This window comes from Nitrogeniibacter aestuarii, assembly GCF_017309585.1.
Taxonomy (GTDB): domain Bacteria; phylum Pseudomonadota; class Gammaproteobacteria; order Burkholderiales; family Rhodocyclaceae; genus Nitrogeniibacter; species Nitrogeniibacter aestuarii.
In genome coordinates, this window is the sequence record NZ_CP071321.1 from 549,940 (window position 1) to 567,111 (window position 17,172).

The 17,172-nt window shown below is 64.8% G+C and carries 12 protein-coding genes; 11 read left to right on the top strand and 1 reads right to left on the bottom strand.

Annotated elements, in window-relative coordinates:
- Positions 1-32: 32 nt before the first annotated feature.
- The 11 genes from J0W34_RS02585 to J0W34_RS02635 all read left to right on the top strand — a co-directional run bounded on the left by J0W34_RS02585 (position 33) and on the right by J0W34_RS02635 (position 16,411).
- Complete coding sequence (locus J0W34_RS02585; RefSeq protein ID WP_230970573.1) at positions 33-5,489, top strand: CHAT domain-containing protein; 5,457 nt, start codon at positions 33-35, stop codon at positions 5,487-5,489.
- Between the two features lie 10 nt (positions 5,490-5,499).
- Complete coding sequence (locus tag J0W34_RS02590; RefSeq protein WP_227815460.1) at positions 5,500-6,075, top strand: D-Ala-D-Ala carboxypeptidase family metallohydrolase; 576 nt, start codon at positions 5,500-5,502, stop codon at positions 6,073-6,075.
- A gap of 118 nt (positions 6,076-6,193) precedes the next feature.
- Entirely contained in the window at positions 6,194-7,927 is a 1,734-nt protein-coding gene (argS, locus tag J0W34_RS02595) for an arginine--tRNA ligase (protein WP_321573656.1), read from the top strand.
- Between the two features lie 22 nt (positions 7,928-7,949).
- A complete protein-coding gene (locus J0W34_RS02600; protein ID WP_227815462.1) occupies positions 7,950-8,516 on the top strand; it encodes an SPOR domain-containing protein in 567 nt (188 codons plus the stop codon).
- Between the two features lie 71 nt (positions 8,517-8,587).
- Positions 8,588-9,226, top strand: coding sequence for a thiol:disulfide interchange protein DsbA/DsbL (locus tag J0W34_RS02605; RefSeq protein ID WP_230970574.1), 639 nt, complete (start codon positions 8,588-8,590; stop codon positions 9,224-9,226).
- A gap of 6 nt (positions 9,227-9,232) precedes the next feature.
- Positions 9,233-10,033 (top strand): SDR family oxidoreductase, encoded by an 801-nt coding sequence (locus J0W34_RS02610; RefSeq protein ID WP_230970575.1) that lies wholly within the window; start codon positions 9,233-9,235, stop codon positions 10,031-10,033.
- Positions 10,034-10,230: 197 nt separating this feature from the next.
- Complete coding sequence (locus J0W34_RS02615) at positions 10,231-11,268, top strand: patatin-like phospholipase family protein (protein WP_230970576.1); 1,038 nt, start codon at positions 10,231-10,233, stop codon at positions 11,266-11,268.
- 112 nt (positions 11,269-11,380) lie between these two features.
- The gene (locus J0W34_RS02620) at positions 11,381-11,788 is read left to right on the top strand and encodes a hypothetical protein (RefSeq protein WP_227815466.1); all 408 of its coding nucleotides are present in this window, start codon (positions 11,381-11,383) and stop codon (positions 11,786-11,788) included.
- 125 nt (positions 11,789-11,913) lie between these two features.
- Positions 11,914-12,885 carry a TAXI family TRAP transporter solute-binding subunit gene (locus tag J0W34_RS02625; RefSeq protein ID WP_230970577.1) on the top strand — a complete coding sequence of 324 codons (972 nt, stop codon included), beginning with the start codon at positions 11,914-11,916 and terminating at the stop codon, positions 12,883-12,885.
- A gap of 86 nt (positions 12,886-12,971) precedes the next feature.
- The gene (locus J0W34_RS02630; RefSeq protein ID WP_230970578.1) at positions 12,972-15,605 is read left to right on the top strand and encodes a TRAP transporter permease; all 2,634 of its coding nucleotides are present in this window, start codon (positions 12,972-12,974) and stop codon (positions 15,603-15,605) included.
- Entirely contained in the window at positions 15,605-16,411 is an 807-nt protein-coding gene (locus J0W34_RS02635; protein WP_230970579.1) for a helical backbone metal receptor, read from the top strand. Before J0W34_RS02630 ends, J0W34_RS02635 begins: the two co-directional genes overlap by 1 nt.
- 280 nt (positions 16,412-16,691) lie before the next feature.
- Here the strand turns inward: J0W34_RS02635 and J0W34_RS02640 are convergent, their stop codons facing one another.
- The gene (locus tag J0W34_RS02640) at positions 16,692-17,141 is read right to left on the bottom strand and encodes a putative toxin-antitoxin system toxin component, PIN family (protein ID WP_230970580.1); all 450 of its coding nucleotides are present in this window, start codon (positions 17,139-17,141) and stop codon (positions 16,692-16,694) included.
- Positions 17,142-17,172: the final 31 nt, after the last annotated feature.

A 17,172-nucleotide genomic window follows, 5' to 3' on the forward strand; every position in this document is an offset into this window, starting at 1 on the left:
CGCACGCCTGAACCCCGATAAGGATGTCGAGCATGTCTGACGATCACACCTACCTGCTGGCCGGACACGAGTCGGTCGCCGAGAAGCCCCGGACCGACGAGATCAGGATCACCGAGGCGCGCAAGATCATGCCCGGCGCGTCCCGCGGTAACGAGGCGCCAGCCGAACTGGATGGCGATGCCGTCGTCCGGGTGGAGCTTGAGAACGGCTTCGTCCTCTGGAGCCGGGCGGACGATCTGCTGCGCGAGCGTGGGCGCAAGGTCGGTCAGCGCGACGGCAAGACCACCTGGCAGATCGACTTCGCCCCACGACCGGGCGAGCCGGATCGCGGCTCGCAGCGCGGCTGGCTCGGCCTCGGGGTGCGCCTGCTTGAGGCCTTTGGCGTCGATCTCACCGGAAAAGCCGCCGCCACGCTGGCCAAGAAGCTCGAAGACAGACAGCTGGGCTCGACGCCGCCCGCGCTCTACCGGTGTGACCTGACCCCGAACGAAAAGGGGGTGCCCGGGCTCAACAAGCCGGGCCAGATCGACCCGGCGGCCGGACCGATGCTGGTCTTCCTGCACGGCACGGCTTCGAGCACGGAAGGCAGTTTCGGTGCCCTGTGGCGTAGCGACAACAATGCCGCGGCGGCCCTGCGCGGACGCTTCGAGTCGCGCTACGGCGACCGGGTGTTCGCGCTCCAGCACCGCACCATGACCGAGAGCCCGATCCAGAATGCGCTGGCGCTCGCCAAGGCCTTGCCCATGGGGGCCGAGGTGCATCTGGTCAGCCACTCGCGCGGCGGGCTGGTGGGGGAGTTGATGTGCCTGGGCATGCGCGACCCGCAAAGCGACCCGATCCGCGCGGCGCTGATCGACACCCTGTTTGCCGCCGACATGACCGTGGGCGAGCAACTGGGTCTGGGCGCCCTGCAAGGCAAGGAAGCCAAGGCCCGCGACAAGGCGTATGAAGAAGATCGCGCCGCGCTGCTCGAACTGGTGGCCGAACTCGACACCAAGAAACTGCGCATCACGCGCTTCGTGCGCGTGGCCTGCCCGGCGCGTGGCACCACGCTGGCCTCCGGGCGGCTCGATCGCTGGCTGTCGGTGCTCGACTTCGTTTCCGGTAAAGGCGTCTTCGGCGAGGCCTTGGATTTCCTGCTCGCGGTGGTCAAGGAGCGCACGGACCCCCGCAGCCTGCCGGGCCTCGAAGCCATGATGCCGGGTTCGGCGCTGACGCGTTTGCTGCAACACCCGGATCTGATCACCGCCGCCGACCTCTCGGTCATTGCCGGGGATGTGGAAGGCGACACCCTGTGGAGCCAGATCAAGCTGCTGGCGGTGGACTGGTTCTATGGCGACGACCACGATCTGGTGGTCAATACCGGCTCCATGCTCGGCGGCATGCGTCGCATGAAAGGCGGCGCGCGCTATCTGCGCGACGAGGGTGGCCAGGTCAATCACTTCCGCTATTTCACCAATGAAAAATCGGTGCGCTGGCTCACCAACGGGCTCATGCGTGCCGATGATTCCGGCGGCGGTTTCCTGCCCATCGAAGAGGGCGAGGTCAAGACGCCGCGCTGGCGCGAGGCGCTGGCCCGCAGCCGCAGTGGCGGCGCCCCCAGGCCGCTGGCGGTGATTCTGCCGGGGACCATGGGCAGTGTGCTGCAGCAGCATGGCGAGACGGTGTGGATCCATTACTGGCGATTGTTGCGGGGGCAGCTTGGCCGCATCGGCATGGGCGAGCGCGACGTGGAGCCGGTGGATCTGGTGGGCGATTTCTACGGCCCCCTCATCGAGTTCATGGCCCGCAGTCACCGGGTGGAGATCTTTCCCTACGACTGGCGCAACTCGGTGCGTGACGCGGCCGAGCGACTGGCCGAATCACTTGAGCGCTGGGTCCCCGAGGCCGAGCGCACCGGCCAGCCGGTGCATCTGATTGCCCATTCCATGGGTGGTCTGGTGGTGCGCTCGATGATTGCCGACGGCGGTCGGGGGGCTGCCATCTGGCAGCGCATCCTGGCCTTGCCCAACAGTCGCTTCGCCATGCTGGGGACCCCCAATCGCGGTTCATATGAAGCGGTGCGCTGGCTCACCGGTGGCAACCCCACCCAGCAGAAGCTGGCGCTGCTCGATTTCACCCGCAGCACCAACGACATCATCGGCCTCGTGGGCCGCTTCCCCGGGTTGATCGAACTGCTGCCCTTCGCCCCGGAAGACCCCGATTTCACCGAGCCCAGCCTGTGGAAGGCGCTCAAGGCGGAGATCGACGCCAGCTGGCCCACCTCGACGGCCACCACGCTGCGCAGCGTGCGCCCGACCTGGCAACGCCTGCTGGCGGCCCCCGGCGACCCGGATCACATGGTCTACCTGGCCGGTACACAGCCGGCCACGGTGATGGACTACCGGGTCGAAACGCCGGATGACGGCGCCTGGCCGGCCCGCAAACGACTGGCCTTCGACGCCACGGCCGAGGGTGACGGCACGGTGACCTGGGCGTCCGGACGCTTGCCCGGCGTGCCCACCTATTACATCGAGGACACGGCGCATGACGCGCTGTGTACGCAAACGCGCGCCTTCCCGGGGCTGCTTGACCTGCTCATGACCGGCGCGACCGAGCGCCTGCCGGCCTCGCCGCCGCGTGCCCGGGCCGGTCTGCCCGAGCGCTTCCCCATGCCGGAGCGGCCGTTCACCGACGATCTGCCCGACGAGAGCGCCGTGCGCGGCTTCGGCTTCGGCGGCGGGCTGCCGCCCTCCTTCGAGGAGGATGCCGTGGTGGCGCCGCGCATCCGCGTGAGCGTGCGCCACGGGGATCTGGCTTACGCCCGCCACCCGGTGGTGGTGGGGCACTACGAGGGCGACGCCATCGTCAGTGCCGAGGCGGCGCTGGACTACCGCCTCAACGGTGCCCTGTCGCGACGCATGCGTCTGGGGATGTACCCGACCACGCCCGGCACGCACGCGCTGTTTTTCAATGACGCGGTGGACATCAAGCCGGAAGGCGCGGTGGTGGTCGGCCTCGGTCAGGTGGGCGATCTGAGCCCCGGCGGCCTCGAAGTCAGTGTGCGTTCGGCCCTGCTCGATTTCGCCTTGCAGGTGGCCCAGTGGCCGGACGATGCGCGCTTCGGCCCGGCCTCGGCGCCGCGCTCGGCCGCGGTCAGCTGTCTGCTGGTGGGCACGGGGGCCGGCGGCATGCCGGTCTCGGCCTCGGTGGATGCCATCTTGCGGGCCGCGGTTGCGGCGGCGGACAAGCTCACCGAACAGGGGCTGGAGAACCGGGTGGTGATCGACGCCATCGAGTTCATCGAGGTGTTCGAAGACATCGCCATCAGCGCCACCGAGGCGCTGGGCAACTCCCTGCGCGATGGCGATCTGGCCGCGCGCATCGACTGGCCGGATCGCAACATCCAGATGGGTGAAGGGCGCCGCCGGCGGGTGCGTCGGGATGAGCAGCCAGACTGGTGGCATCGCCTCGAGATCGCCGAAGAGGAAGGCCGCCGCGCGCTGCGCTTCATCTTCGCCACCGACCGGGCGCGTGCCGAGGAGACCCTGGCCGCGGGCCAGCTGGAACTGGCGGATGCCTTCATTCGCCAGGCCGCTCGCTCACCGGCAGCCAACAGCGAAGTGGCCAAGACGCTGTTTGAAATGCTGTTGCCGAACACGCTCAAACTGATGGCGCCGGATCAGTCGAACATGGTGCTCATGCTCGATCAGCAGTCCGCCTGCTATCCGTGGGAGCTGCTCGAAAATCGCTGGGGCGCGTGCAACCGGCCACCCGCGGTGGCGGCGGGGCTGGTGCGACAGCTCAAATCGAAGGAATTCCGTGCCCAGCCGCTGCACAGCCAGAGTGCCAAGGCCCTGGTGGTCGGCAATCCGGATCTGGCGGGCTGGGCCACCTTCCCCGATCTGCCGGGGGCTCGGCGTGAGGCTGAAGAGGTGGCTGCCATGCTGCGCGGTGGCGGTTTCGATGTGCGCGAAAGCGTGGATGAAACCGCAGACGCCATCGTGGCCGGCCTGCATCGTGATGCCTGGCGCATCCTTCATCTGGCGGGTCACGGCGAGCATGAATTCGAGATCGGCACCGGGGCTGATGGCAAGCCGCGCAAGGTCTCCGGCATGGTCATCGGCAAGAACGCTTTCCTGACGCCGGGGGATGTGGAGCAGATGCGCTGGGTGCCCGAAGTGGTATTCATCAATTGCTGTCACCTGGGCAAGGTCGGCGGTGAGCCGGCCGTGCCCTTCACCGCGCTGGCGGCCAATCTGGCCGTGCAGTTCGTGCGTATGGGCGTCAAGGCCGTGGTGGCGGCAGGCTGGGCGGTCGATGACGCCGCGGCCACCGCTTTTGCGGGCAGTTTCTATCGTCACCTGCTCGCGGGCCAGAGTTTTGGCGAAGCGGTGCGCGCGGCGCGCGAGGTGGTTTGGTCCAACTATCCCGGCGTCAATACCTGGGGCGCCTACCAGTGCTACGGCGATCCGAGTTACCGCCTGCGCGGCGACGGATCGGCGCGGACGCATCGGGCCCCGCAACCCTTCTTCGCACCGGTGGAACTGGTGGTGGCGCTGGGCAACCACACCGAGTGGGTGCGCATGCAGATCCAGCGCGAGGGCGAAGAGCCGGAGCGGCTTGCCCGCATGCGGGCCGACATCGGCCAGATTCTGGCGCGGGTACCCGAAGACGTGCGCGACAGCTGGCTGGCGCGGGCGGATGTGGCCGCCGCACTGGGCTTTGCCTGGGGTGAGACCGGGGCCTACGCCGAGGCCATCGAATGGCTGGAGAAGGCCATGGTGCTCGACGCGGGCGACTGCCCCGTGCGGGCCGTCGAACAATGTGCCAATTTCAAGGTGCGGCTGGCCGGGCAGGAATGGGCCGGGCTGTGGCAGACGGGGGGTGTGGACGAGGATGTGCGCGAATCGCTGATCGAGCGCATCGAGGCGGCCATCATGGAGCTTGACCTCATCTGCCAGCGTGCCCCCACGGCCGAGCGCTACAAGTTGCTGGGCAGTGCCTGCAAGCGTCTGGCGTGGATGCACACCCACAAGCGGCCGCGGAACGAGGCGCTGATCAACATGGCCAACTACTACCGGCTGGCCTCGGAGGCGGAGCTGAAATCGGGGCAGCCGCCCAAGGCCTATGCCTTCAGCAATCGCGCCCTGGCCGAGGTGCTGGCGGCCATGCTCAACAAGGCCGACATGCCCGGAGACGACTGGCTGGCCGAATGCGAGGCCATGATCGCGCGCACGCAGGAGCGCAACGAGCGCAACCCCAACCTGTGGGACGCTCTGGGCGAACCGGACTGCATGCTCGTGCGCATGCTGGCGCGGCCCACGCGGCGGGGCGTGCGCGACGATGCCGACCATATCGCGCGCAGCTACCAGCGAGTCCTCATGCGCGGTGCGAGCCCGCGGGAGCGGGCATCGGTGGTTGAGCATGTGGAATTCGTGGTGGCCCTGTGCGCGGGCGAGGGCAAGGCCCTGCGCGAGGCGCTGGCAGTCATTCGCAGCGCCCTGTGAGGAGACGGCGATGAAAGACAGAATTGACGAGGCGCTCGAGAGTTTCGATCTGGCCAACCTCGATCCGCGGGACCGCATCAGTCCGAACTTCCGCATCTACGAGCTGACTGTCTCCGAACTGGCGATGCGCCAGGGCATCAGCAACCGGTTCGAGACCAATGAGCAGTTGCGCGCCGCCATCCATCTGGCGCGCAACGTGTTGCAGCCGATTCGCGAGGCCTTCGACAAACCGTATTCGCCCAACAGCGTGTTCCGCAGTCAGGCGTTAGAGCGGGTGCTCAAGCGCCGACCGGCCACGTGGATCAGCACCAGCCAGCACACCACCGGCTGTGCCTGCGATATCGAGATTCCCGGTGTGCCTACGCTGGAACTGGCGGAGCGGGCGGTGGAGATCCTGGGCGAATTCGACCAGATCATCTGCGAGTGCTACGACCCGCGCCTGGGGCCGAATGCCGGCTGGGTGCACATCTCCCTGTGCGCGCCGGGTTCGGGCAAGAAGAACCGGGGCAAGAAGCTCAGCTACATCCGTGACCCGCACACCGATCGCATGGTCTATGTCAGTGGCTTGCGTGCCAGCGTGGCCTGAGGGTGGAGCGCGATATCCGACGGGCGGACCGCTGCGCATGTGAAACCGTGGGTCTCGCATGGGATTTGGCGGCGGGAGCCTTGTATAATCTCGGGTTTGATCGAATTGTCTGATGGCCATGAGCGCTGACCCGAAACTTCACCTTGCCGAACTTCTCAAGACCGCGCTCGCCAGCGTGGCGCCCGACGCCCCCGAGCGAGACATCCTGCTGGAGCGCCCCAAGCAGGCCGGGCACGGTGATTTTTCCTCGAACCTGGCCATGCAGCTGGCCAAGCCCTTGCGCCGCAGCCCGCGCGATCTGGCGCAGATGCTGGTGGCCGAGCTGCCTGCCTCCGAGCTGGTGAGCAAGGTCGAGATCGCCGGCCCCGGTTTCATCAATTTCACCCTCGCCACCGATGCCAAGACCGGTATCGTGACCACCGTGCTCGAGCAGGGCGAGGCCTTCGGCCGTGGTGCGGATAAAGGCATCAGCGTCCAGATCGAATTCGTCTCCGCCAACCCGACCGGTCCGCTGCACGTGGGTCATGGTCGAGGTGCCGCCTATGGTGCGTCGCTGTCGTCGGTCATGGAGTTTGCCGGCTACAAGGTGGCCCGCGAGTACTACGTGAATGATGCCGGCCGTCAGATGGATATCCTGGCCACATCGACCTGGCTGCGCTATCTGGCGTTCTTCGGCATCGAGGTGGCCTTCCCGCCCAACGGTTATCAGGGCGACTACGTCATCGACATGGCACGCGAAATTCGCGATGGTCATCAGGACCGTTTCGCGAAAGTGAGTCTTGAGCAGGTGACCGCCGGTCTGGTGGATGTGGATGCCGACAAGGAGGCCCACCTGGACGGCCTCATCGCCAACGCCAAGGCCCTGCTGGGGCAGGACTACCACTGGATTCACGATTTCGTGCTCACCGAGCAGCTCGGTGACTGCCGCGAAGATCTGGGAGAGTTCGGGGTCACCTTCGACAAGTGGTTCTCCGAGAAGAGCCTGTTCGACACCGGACTGGTCGAGCGTGCCGTGACCCAGCTCGAAAAGCTCGGTCACATCTATGTGCAGGACGGTGCCAAGTGGTTCCGCTCCAGCGCCTTCGGCGACGAGAAGGATCGTGTGGTGCAGCGTGACAACGGGCTGTTCACCTACTTTGCTTCCGACATCGCCTACCACCTGAACAAGTACGAGCGCGGCTTCGATCGCATGATCGACATCTGGGGGGCCGACCATCATGGCTACATCCCGCGTGTGAAAGGGGCCATACAGGCGCTCGCGCTGGCACCCGAGAAGCTCGAGGTGTCGCTGGTGCAGTTCGCCGTGCTCTATCGCAATGGCCAGAAGGCGCCGATGTCGACCCGTTCGGGTCAGTTCGTCACCCTGCGCGATCTGCGCAAGGAAGTGGGCAACGACGCCTGCCGCTTCTTCTATGTGCTGCGCAAGAGCGACCAGCATCTGGACTTCGATCTCGATCTGGCCAAGAGCCAGAGCAACGAGAACCCGGTGTACTACATCCAGTACGCCCATGCCCGTGTCTGCTCCGTGCTGGGGCAGTGGAACGGGGTCGAGCGCGATCTGCTCGAGGTGGACCTCGGTCGTCTCGAATCCGAGCGCGAGCTGGGCCTGTGTGCCCGGCTGGCCACGTTCCCGGAGGTGGTGCAATCCGCTGCCGACGACTACGCCCCGCACCAGATCGCCTTCTACCTGAAGGACCTGGCCGGCGAGTTCCACAGCTGGTACAACGCCGAGCGCATGCTGGTCGAGGACGAAGACCTCAAGGCCGCGCGTCTGGCCCTGGCGGCCGCTATCCGCCATACGCTGGCCAACGGCCTGCGTCTGCTCGGGGTCAGTGCCCCGACCTCCATGTAAATCCAATCGAGGATCCGTGCGCGTGAGCAATCAACGCAAGAACACTAAGAAAGCCCCCCCGAAGAAAGCCGGGGGCGGCGTATTCGTCGGCATCGTCATCGGCCTCATGCTGGGGGCGGTATTCGCGGCCGGCGTGGCCTGGTATCTGACCCGCTCCAATCCGTTTGTCGACCAGACATCGAGCACTTCGTCCCCCGACCGCGCCCCGCTGACGCCGAAAGTGCTGCCGGGCAAGCCGGGTGACCGTCCGCTCGAGAAGCCGGAGTTCGATTTCTACAAGATCCTGCCCAAGGGCGACGGTTCGGTCGATATCCCGACCGACGGCAAGCCTGCGCCCACCGAGGCCCGGCCGGCCGAAAAGCTCTATTTACAGGTGGGTGCCTTTGAAGATCCGACCGAGGCTGACAACCTGAAGGCGCGTCTTGCGTTAATGGGGGTGGAAGCATCGGTTCAGCGTGGAGAATCGGCCACTGCCGGGACGGTTCACCGGGTGCGGCTCGGGCCCTACGCGCGACTCGATGATCTCAATGCCGTCCGTGCCGAACTGGCGCGCGCAGGAATCGAATCCAACCTCGTGCGCGTGAAGTAATCGATCGCGGGAACTTGAAATGGCCGGGCGCGTCACAACCGCGTCCGCCTCAATGCAAGGAACATTCAGTGATGGAACGTCGTGACGTCCTTAAACAGCTGGCAGCGCTGGCTGGTCTTTCCGCCGTCGGTGTGCCGGCCTTTGCCCAGGCTACCGAGCAGTACGCGCCGGTCAATCCGCCTCAGCCGACTTCCGATCCGGCCAAGATCGAAGTGATCGAGTTCTTCCATTATGGCTGCCCGCATTGCCGCGATTTCGATCCGCTGGTGCAGGACTGGGTCAAGACCTTGCCCGAGGACGTCACCTTCACGCATGTGCCCGCCATCTGGGGTAACCCGAAGCTCAGCGCTCTGGCCCAGTTCTACTATGCGATGGAAACCGTGGGGATTGCCCATGAGCTGCATCCCAAGGTGTTCAAGGCCTATCAGGATGGTCGCGTGCCGCTCGATACCGAAGAAGGTGCCATCCAGTGGGTCAGCGACAATGGCTTCGACGGCAAGAAGTTCGCCGACGCGTACAAATCTTTTGGCGTTCGCGGCAAGGTGCAGCGTGCCGATCAGCTGGCCCGCAACTACCGCATCCGTGGCGTACCGACCCTAGCCATCGATGGCAAATTCATGACTTCAGCCTCCATGTCGGGCTCGCACGAGAGTTCGCTCAAGGTGGCTGACCAGTTGATCTCGCTGATTCGCCAGACCAAGAAAGGCTGATCGTTGGTGAGTGACGCCCGCGCGCGCCGCGATGCCGAAAGGCCGCGGCGCGTTTTTCTGACCGGCGCCAGCAGCGGCATCGGCACCGCCCTGGCGCGCAGATACGCACAGGAAGGGGCGCAGATCGGCTTGCTCGGTCGCCGGCGGGATGCGCTTGAGGCCCTTGCCGCTGAGTTGCCGTGTCAGACCTGGCTGTATACGGCGGACGTGGCTGATGCGGTTGCCATGCACGCGGCCGGTCTGGCGTTCATCGAGCATTTCGGTGTGCCGGACCTCGTCATTGCTAGCGCGGGCGTCTCGGCAGGGACGCTGACCGAGTTCGAAGAGGACGCCCGGGTGTTCGAGCGGATCTTCCAGACCAACGTGCTGGGCATGGTGCACACCTTTCAGCCCTTCATCGAACCGCTCCGTTCATGCGGGCGTGGCACGCTCGTGGGCATTGCGTCGGTGGCCGGCATTCGAGGCCTGCCCGGTGCCGGTGCTTACAGTGCCTCCAAGGCAGCGGCGCGCACCTATCTGGAAAGCCTCCGCGTGGAATTGCACGGATCGGGCGTGCGTGTGGTGACCCTGTCGCCGGGTTATATCGATACCCCGATGACTCAGGTCAATACATACCCGATGCCGTTTCTGATGCCCGCTGACAAGGCCGCGGAGCGCATGGCAGCCCTCATCGACAAGGGGGCACGACATGCCGTGGTGCCCTGGCAGATGGGGCTGGTGGCGCGGGTTCTGGGTGTCCTTCCCCGGTGCGTGTATGACCGTCTGTTTGCTCGTGCGGGACGCAAACCGAGGCAGCTTCCTCTATAGGGGTTGCGCATCGCAGCATCTGGCTGGCTTCTCGCGATTCCCGGCTATCGCTTGAATCAATGGGTTTTCTTCGATTGATTTGAAAATCGAAAGAAACTTTGCGGGCAGGTCATGCGTCCATATTGTGCAATGCACAATATTTGCCTTTCCCGAACGGCACAGGTTCGTCACCGCGCGGCAGGCAAAGGACGGAGCGCATGAGTATCTCGTTTCCCTTGCTCGGCAAGAAGCACCGCATCAATCTCGCCCTTCAGGGCGGCGGCGCGCATGGCGCATTCACCTGGGGCGTGCTCGACTATCTGCTTGAAGACGGGCGCTATCAATTCGACGGGGTCAGCGGGACGAGTGCCGGCGCCATGAACGCCGTCGTGCTGGCCCAGGGACTGATGACCGGTGGGTGCGACGGCGCCCGCGAAGCCCTGGCGAAGTTCTGGACGGCCGTGGCCGAGAGTGTCCCCATCACGCTCGCGTCCCAGCTCTCGGACGAGACGGGGACCAAGACGCCCCTGGCGCTGACCTTGCTGCTCGACCTGACCAACTATTTTTCGCCCTACGAACTGAACCCCTTCGACCTCAATCCCTTGCGTGATGTGGTCGAAGCCCAGATCGACTTCAAGCGCCTGCGCCGGCACAGCCCGGTCAAGCTCTTCGTGGCCGCGACCAACGCCAACAACGGTCGCCTGCGCCTGTTCACCAATCGGGAGATGTCCGCCAATGCGGTGCTGGCCTCGGCCTGCCTGCCGAAAATCCATCATGCCATCGAGATTCGCGGTGTGCCCTACTGGGACGGTGGCTACTCGGCCAACCCGGCGGTGTTCCCCTTGTTCTACGAGTGTCGCGCCAAGGACATCGTGCTGGTGCTGCTGGCGCCGTCCGACCTGGGCAAGACGCCACACAGTGCGCGCGAGATCCAGCAGCGCGCCATGGAAATCGGGTTCAACAATGCGTTCCGGCGCGAGATGCGCATGCTTGCGCATGCACGGGACTACGTGTCGCGTTCCTGGCTGCCCCTGGGCCGTCTGGAGCGGCGGCTCATGAATGCACGACTCCATTCCATCGAGGCGGATACCCTCGGTGATCTGCCGTACGAATCGAAGCTGGCCGCCAATCTGGCCTTCTTCGAGCGTTTGCGGGACATGGGCCGTGCCCGGGCGAAGCGCTGGGTCCAGGCGAATCACGCCGAGGTGGGGCGCAACTCTTCGCTCAATCTGGAGGCTGCCTTCGGCGGCTATTGAGTGTCCGGTCGGCGCGTGGTGAGCGAGGCTCTTTGTGCCCGTGTGACGTCTGCCTTCAAGTCAGCTGTTTCCTGGTCGTTGTTTGAGGCATGGGGACATGAAGGAGACAACAATGGACGAGCTGAGCGAGCGCCGGTTGAGGCAGAGAATCCTGGTCAATCAAGGTGAGGATATGGCGTTCAAACTCTTTTGCGAAGGTACTCCGGCCGATGTGGCGGATCTCTCCCTGGAGGGCTTTGCCATGCGGGCTAGCACGGCTCCGGATGCGAGCCACGAATTCAGTTTCCGGCTCGAATACCGGGACATGCCGGTGACCGTGACCGGGCAGGCCCAGGTGGTGAACTACCAGAAGGGCGCAACGCACGAAAGCGGCATGGCCGGCTGCCGGATTCTGAGTTTCGACCGGGCGGGCCGGGACACGCTGGCCATGTGGCTGTCGGTTCATGTGGCCCGGCTTGCGAACGTGCCCTTGAGCGCGGACGAAGCCCTCGATATCGTCGCCGGTCCATCCCTGGTTTGAGCCCGTGCGGGCATACGGGCCGTCCCGTATGCCCGACCGAGGGGTCTTTGCGTTAGACTGGCCTGCGTGAGGCCGTCAGGCGCAGCCTGCCTTGGCGGTTGTTTTCGGCCAAAGGAGACCCAGTGATGAAGAAGCTCGTATCTGCGCTCGCCGTATCGGGCATGATGTTGTCCATGACCCCTGCGCCGGTCAGCGCGGCCCAGCAATTCGTGTCGATTGGCACCGGTGGCGTCACCGGGGTTTACTACCCCACGGGCGGTGCGATCTGCCGCCTGGTCAACAAGAACCGCAAAGAGCACGGCATCCGTTGCTCGGCCGAGTCCACGGGTGGCTCGGTCTACAACATCAACACCATCCGCGCCGGTGAGCTCGAATTCGGCGTCGCCCAGTCCGACTGGCAGTACCACGCCTACAAAGGCACGTCCAAGTTTGCGGACCAGGGGGCCTTCGAGAAGCTGCGCTCGGTCTTTTCCGTGCATCCGGAACCCTTCACCGTACTGGCCCGCAAGGACAGCGGCATCACCAAGTTCGAAGACGTCAAGGGCAAGAAGGTGAACGTGGGCAACCCGGGCTCCGGGCAGCGCGCCACCATGGAAGTGGTGATGGACGCCTTCGGCATGAAGATGGATGATTTTGCCGTGGCGGCCGAGCTCAAGGGCTCCGAAATGGCCCAGGCGGTGTGTGATGGCAAGATCGACGTGATGGTCTATACCGTGGGCCACCCGGCCGCAGCCATTACCGAAGCCACCACCACCTGCGACCTGAACCTGGTCAATGTGGTCGGGGCGCCGGTCGACAAACTGGTCGCCGACAACCCCTTCTATCGCAAGGCCACGATTCCCGGTGGCATGTATGCCGGCAACCCGGATGACACCCAGACTTTTGGTGTGGGCGCCACCTTCGTGACCTCGGCCGACGTCTCTGACGAGGTGGTCTATACCGTCGTCAAGGCGGTGTTCGACAACTTTTCCGACTTCAAGAAGCTGCACCCGGCCTTCGCCAACCTGACCGAGGCCGAGATGATCAAGGATGGCCTGTCTGCGCCGCTGCATCCGGGTGCCGTCAAGTACTACAAGGAACGCGGCTGGATGAAGTGATCCGCATGCTGCAGTGAAACCGGGGGTGCCGGCGTGTGACGCCGCCGCCCCCGTTTTTCTTCCCCCGTCCCCCAGGAGCAGGTCAGATGAGCGGGCACGCGAAAACAAAAGCACAAGAGCTCGAAAGCATGGTGGCGCAGTCCGAATCCGGCGCGCGCAAACCCGCCGGCAGCGTCGGCATCTTCCTTGGCATTCTGGCCTTTGCCTGGTCGATCTTTCAGTTGTACGTCGCCTCGGGCGTGCCATTCTGGCTGACCGAGCATCTGGGCGTGAACTGGGTGTTCAACAACCAGGAGGTGCGGCAGGTCCACCTGGCCTTTGCGATTGCGCTGTGCTCGCTGGCCTATCCGCTGTTCAAGGGCTCGCCGCAGCATCGCATTCCCTGGTACGACTGGATTCTCACGGTGGTAGGAGTGTGCTGCTGCCTGTATCTGCTGGTGTTCAAGGACACCATCTCGGATCGTGCCGGTCTGCCGACCACGAGTGATCTGGTCATTTCTGCCCTCGGGTTGATCTCCCTGGGCATTGCGGTGTTCCGCTCGCTGGGCCTGCCCCTGTTGCTGGTGGCCACGGTGTTCATGACCTACGTGTTCTTCGGTGACCAGCCGTGGCTGCCGGAAGTCATCCAGTGGAAGGGCGCCTCGTTCGGCAAGGCAATGTGGCATTTCTGGATGCAGACCGAAGGGGTGTTTGGCGTTGCGCTGGGCGTGTCGGCCACGATGATCTTCCTGTTCGTGCTGTTCGGCGCCCTGCTCGAGCGCGCGGGTGCGGGCAATTACTTCATCCAGCTGGCGCTGTCCCTGCTTGGCCACCTGCGGGGCGGGCCGGCCAAAGCGGCCGTGGTGGCCTCGGGCCTGAGTGGCTTGTATTCGGGGTCGTCCATCGCCAACGTGGTGACCACCGGGACATTCACCATCCCGCTCATGGTCAAGACCGGCTTCTCCCGCGAAAAGGCGGGCGCCGTGGAAGTGGCGTCGTCGACCAATGGCCAGCTCACGCCGCCGGTGATGGGTGCGGCCGCCTTCCTGATCGCCGAATTCACCGGCATTGCCTATACCGATGTGATCCGCCATGCGGTGGTGCCGGCGCTGGCCTCCTACATCGCGCTGTTCTACATCGTCCATCTCGAAGCCATGAAGATGGGACTCGAGGGAATGCCGCGCCCCTCGGCGCGTTTTACCCTCATCCAGAAGCTGATGGGCTTTCTCGGGGGCTTCGTGGCCATCGGCGTGCTCGGTGCCATTGTTTATTTCGTGTTGGGCAGCGTGGCCGAGATGATGCCGTCCATGACGACGTGGACCGGTGCGCTGATCTTCCTGTTGGGCTATCTCGCCCTGATCCGCGTGGCTGCCAAGCGTCCGGACCTCGAAATGAAGGACCCGGAGCATTTCGAAGTGCTCCCGCGTGCCGACGAGGTGGCGCCGACGGGGCTCTACTATGTGCTGCCCATCGTCGTGCTGCTGTGGTCGATCCTCATCGAGCGCCTCTCGCCCGCGCTGTCCGCCTTCTGGGCCTCGCTGGCCATGCTCTTCGTGGTGCTCACCCAGGACTTTCTCAAGGCCCTGTTCCGTGGCGAGCATGCCCACCTGGGTCATTTCAGGGACGGCGTGGTCGCCATGTACGAGGGCATGATCTCGGGGGCGCGCAACATGGTGCCCATCGGGGTGGCCACCGGGGTGGCCGGGGTGGTGATCGGCACCGTGTCGCTCACGGGGGCCCATCAGGTGGTCGGCGAGTTCGTCGAGATGCTGGCCGGTGGCAATGTGATGGCCATGCTGCTGCTGGTGGCGGTGATGAGTCTGATCCTCGGCATGGGCCTGCCGACCACGGCCAACTACATCGTGGTGTCCTCGCTGATGGCGCCGGTGATTGTCTCGGTAGGGGCGCAGACCGGGCTGGTCGTGCCGCTCATCGCGGTGCACATGTTCGTCTTCTATTTCGGCATCCTCGCGGACGATACGCCACCGGTGGGCGTGGCGGCCTTTGCGGCAGCGGCCATTTCCGGCGGGGACCCGATCAAGACGGGTATCCAGGGCTTTACGTACGACATCCGCACCGCCTTGCTGCCGTTCCTGTTCATCTTCAATCACGAGTTGCTGCTCATCGACGTGACGTTCGCGCAGGCGATCTTCGTCTTCATCATCGCGGTGATTGCCATGTTGCTGTTCGCGGCGGCCACCCAGGGTTTCTTCATCACGCGAAGCCGCTGGTATGAATCCGCGGCGTTGCTACTGGTGGCCTTCACGCTGTTCCGGCCGGGTTTCTGGCTCGATCAGGTGGAGGAGCCGTTCGTGCATCGTCCGGGCACCGAGGTGGTGAAGGAGGCGGGGCGTCTGCCCGAGGGGGGACTGTTGCGCATGGTGGTGTCGGGCCCCGATTTCGACCGTCCCGACCGCATGGCCTCGCTCACGCTGGTCGCCCCCATGGGGGCACCGGGGGATGGGGCGCAGCGCCTGATGGAGGCGGGCCTGATGGTGGGTGACAATCCGGATGCCCCGCAGGGCACGATTGCACTTGAGGAACCCATGGCCGGTACGCCGTACTTCACCAAGATGCAGATGTTCGACTTCTACGGCGATCGTCCGGTGGTGGTCGAGCGGGTCGAACTGGACGCCGAGCGAATGCACAAGGAAGTGTTCTACATTCCAGGCCTGGCCCTGCTGGCGTTGATCATCTTCCTGCAGTTGTCGCGTCGCAAGGCCACGCTCGCCGCTGCGTGATGTGCGCTGAACACGGCATCGATGCGGTGGGTGTGTCTCACCCGCCCGCCGAGGGGGCGGTGCGCATCGTTTCACTGGTGCCGTCGATCACGGAGCTGGTGTGCGACCTTGGCCTGACCGGACAGCTGGTTGGTCGAACCGGCTTCTGCATTCATCCGCGCGAGCGCCTCAGGGCGGTCGAAAAAGTCGGTGGCACCAAGGATGTGAAGCTCGACCGGATTCGGGCGCTGGCGCCGACGCATGTGATCCTGAACATGGACGAAAACACCCGTGAGGTCGCCGATGCGCTCGCGGCGTTTGTCCCCCATCTGATCGTGACCCATCCACTCACGCCGGAGGACAACCGGGGGCTCTATCGTCTGCTTGGTCATGTGTTCAGACGCGAGGCGCAAGCGGAGACGCTGGTATCTCGACTGGATGCGGCCCTGTCCGTGGCCGATGCTGCCGCGGCCGATCTCCCCACCGAGCGCGTGCTCTATCTCATCTGGCGTGAACCCTGGATGACCGTGGCCCCGGAGACCTATGTGTCGGCTACACTTGCCCGGATCGGATGGCATACCCAACCGGTGGCGCCGCTCACGCGTTATCCGGCCTTTGAACCCAGCGCGGACTGGTTGGCCGATGTGGATCGGGTGTTGCTGTCGTCAGAGCCCTACCGTTTCAGGGAAAAGCATCTGGCCGAAGTGAGTGCGTGGCTGGACCGGCCGGTGCATCTCATCGATGGGGAGTGGGCGTCGTGGTATGGGTCTAGGGCCATCGAGGGGGTGGCCGCGTTGGCGGCGTTTCGGCAGTCGTTGGTCGCGTGACAGTCGTTGGCCGGGTCTCGCCCCGGCAGGCGACCTCCTTTCTTGTGGCGACAAGAAAGGAGGCAAAGAAGCGCTCCCCGCTTTCGTGGCCCTGCGGGCTGCCCTCGTCGCTCGAATGATCAGCAGGGGGTTTCGCAAACTCGCCCTGTGGGCTCAGACAGCGAAACCCCTATTCTGCTGATCTTTCGACCAACTCGGCACGGCAGAGGGCGTGGTGAGAGCAGCCGGCTGCACTTTTTATACCGAATTCAGATCGGCATTTAGAGGGCGCGCTTCGACACTAAAGCGTCGGCAACACCTCTGTCTGCCAGCGCTCCGGTGTGAGTATGGCAAAGCGATCGCGCACCAGGCGGTGCCGGCCGCAGCGGAGCAGGGCCTTGTCGCGGGTGAGGAGCCAGTCCGCATTGCCGTCGCGGGCGATTTCAAGAAATTTCTGGTCGTCGGCGTCGCGGCACTTGGGGAGCGGGTCGCCATCGTTGACCGGGGTAACCGCTTCGGTGCGCGCCGAGTAGGCGGCGTGAATGGCCGTCTGGCGATCTTCATCACAAGCGAACTGGCGATAGGCGAGGACGCGGCGGAGCTCTTCGAGTGCATCGTCACGGGCAATGAGCCGCGCGCGGCCGGTGTCGATGAAGGCGCGCAAGTCTGACAGCCCCGGGTCTACAAAGAACCACAGGGCCATCACGGTATTGGTGTCGAGTAGCAGTCTGTGCATGGTGTGTGTGGACATGAAAAAGGGGCCGAAGCCCCTTTTTCAATGA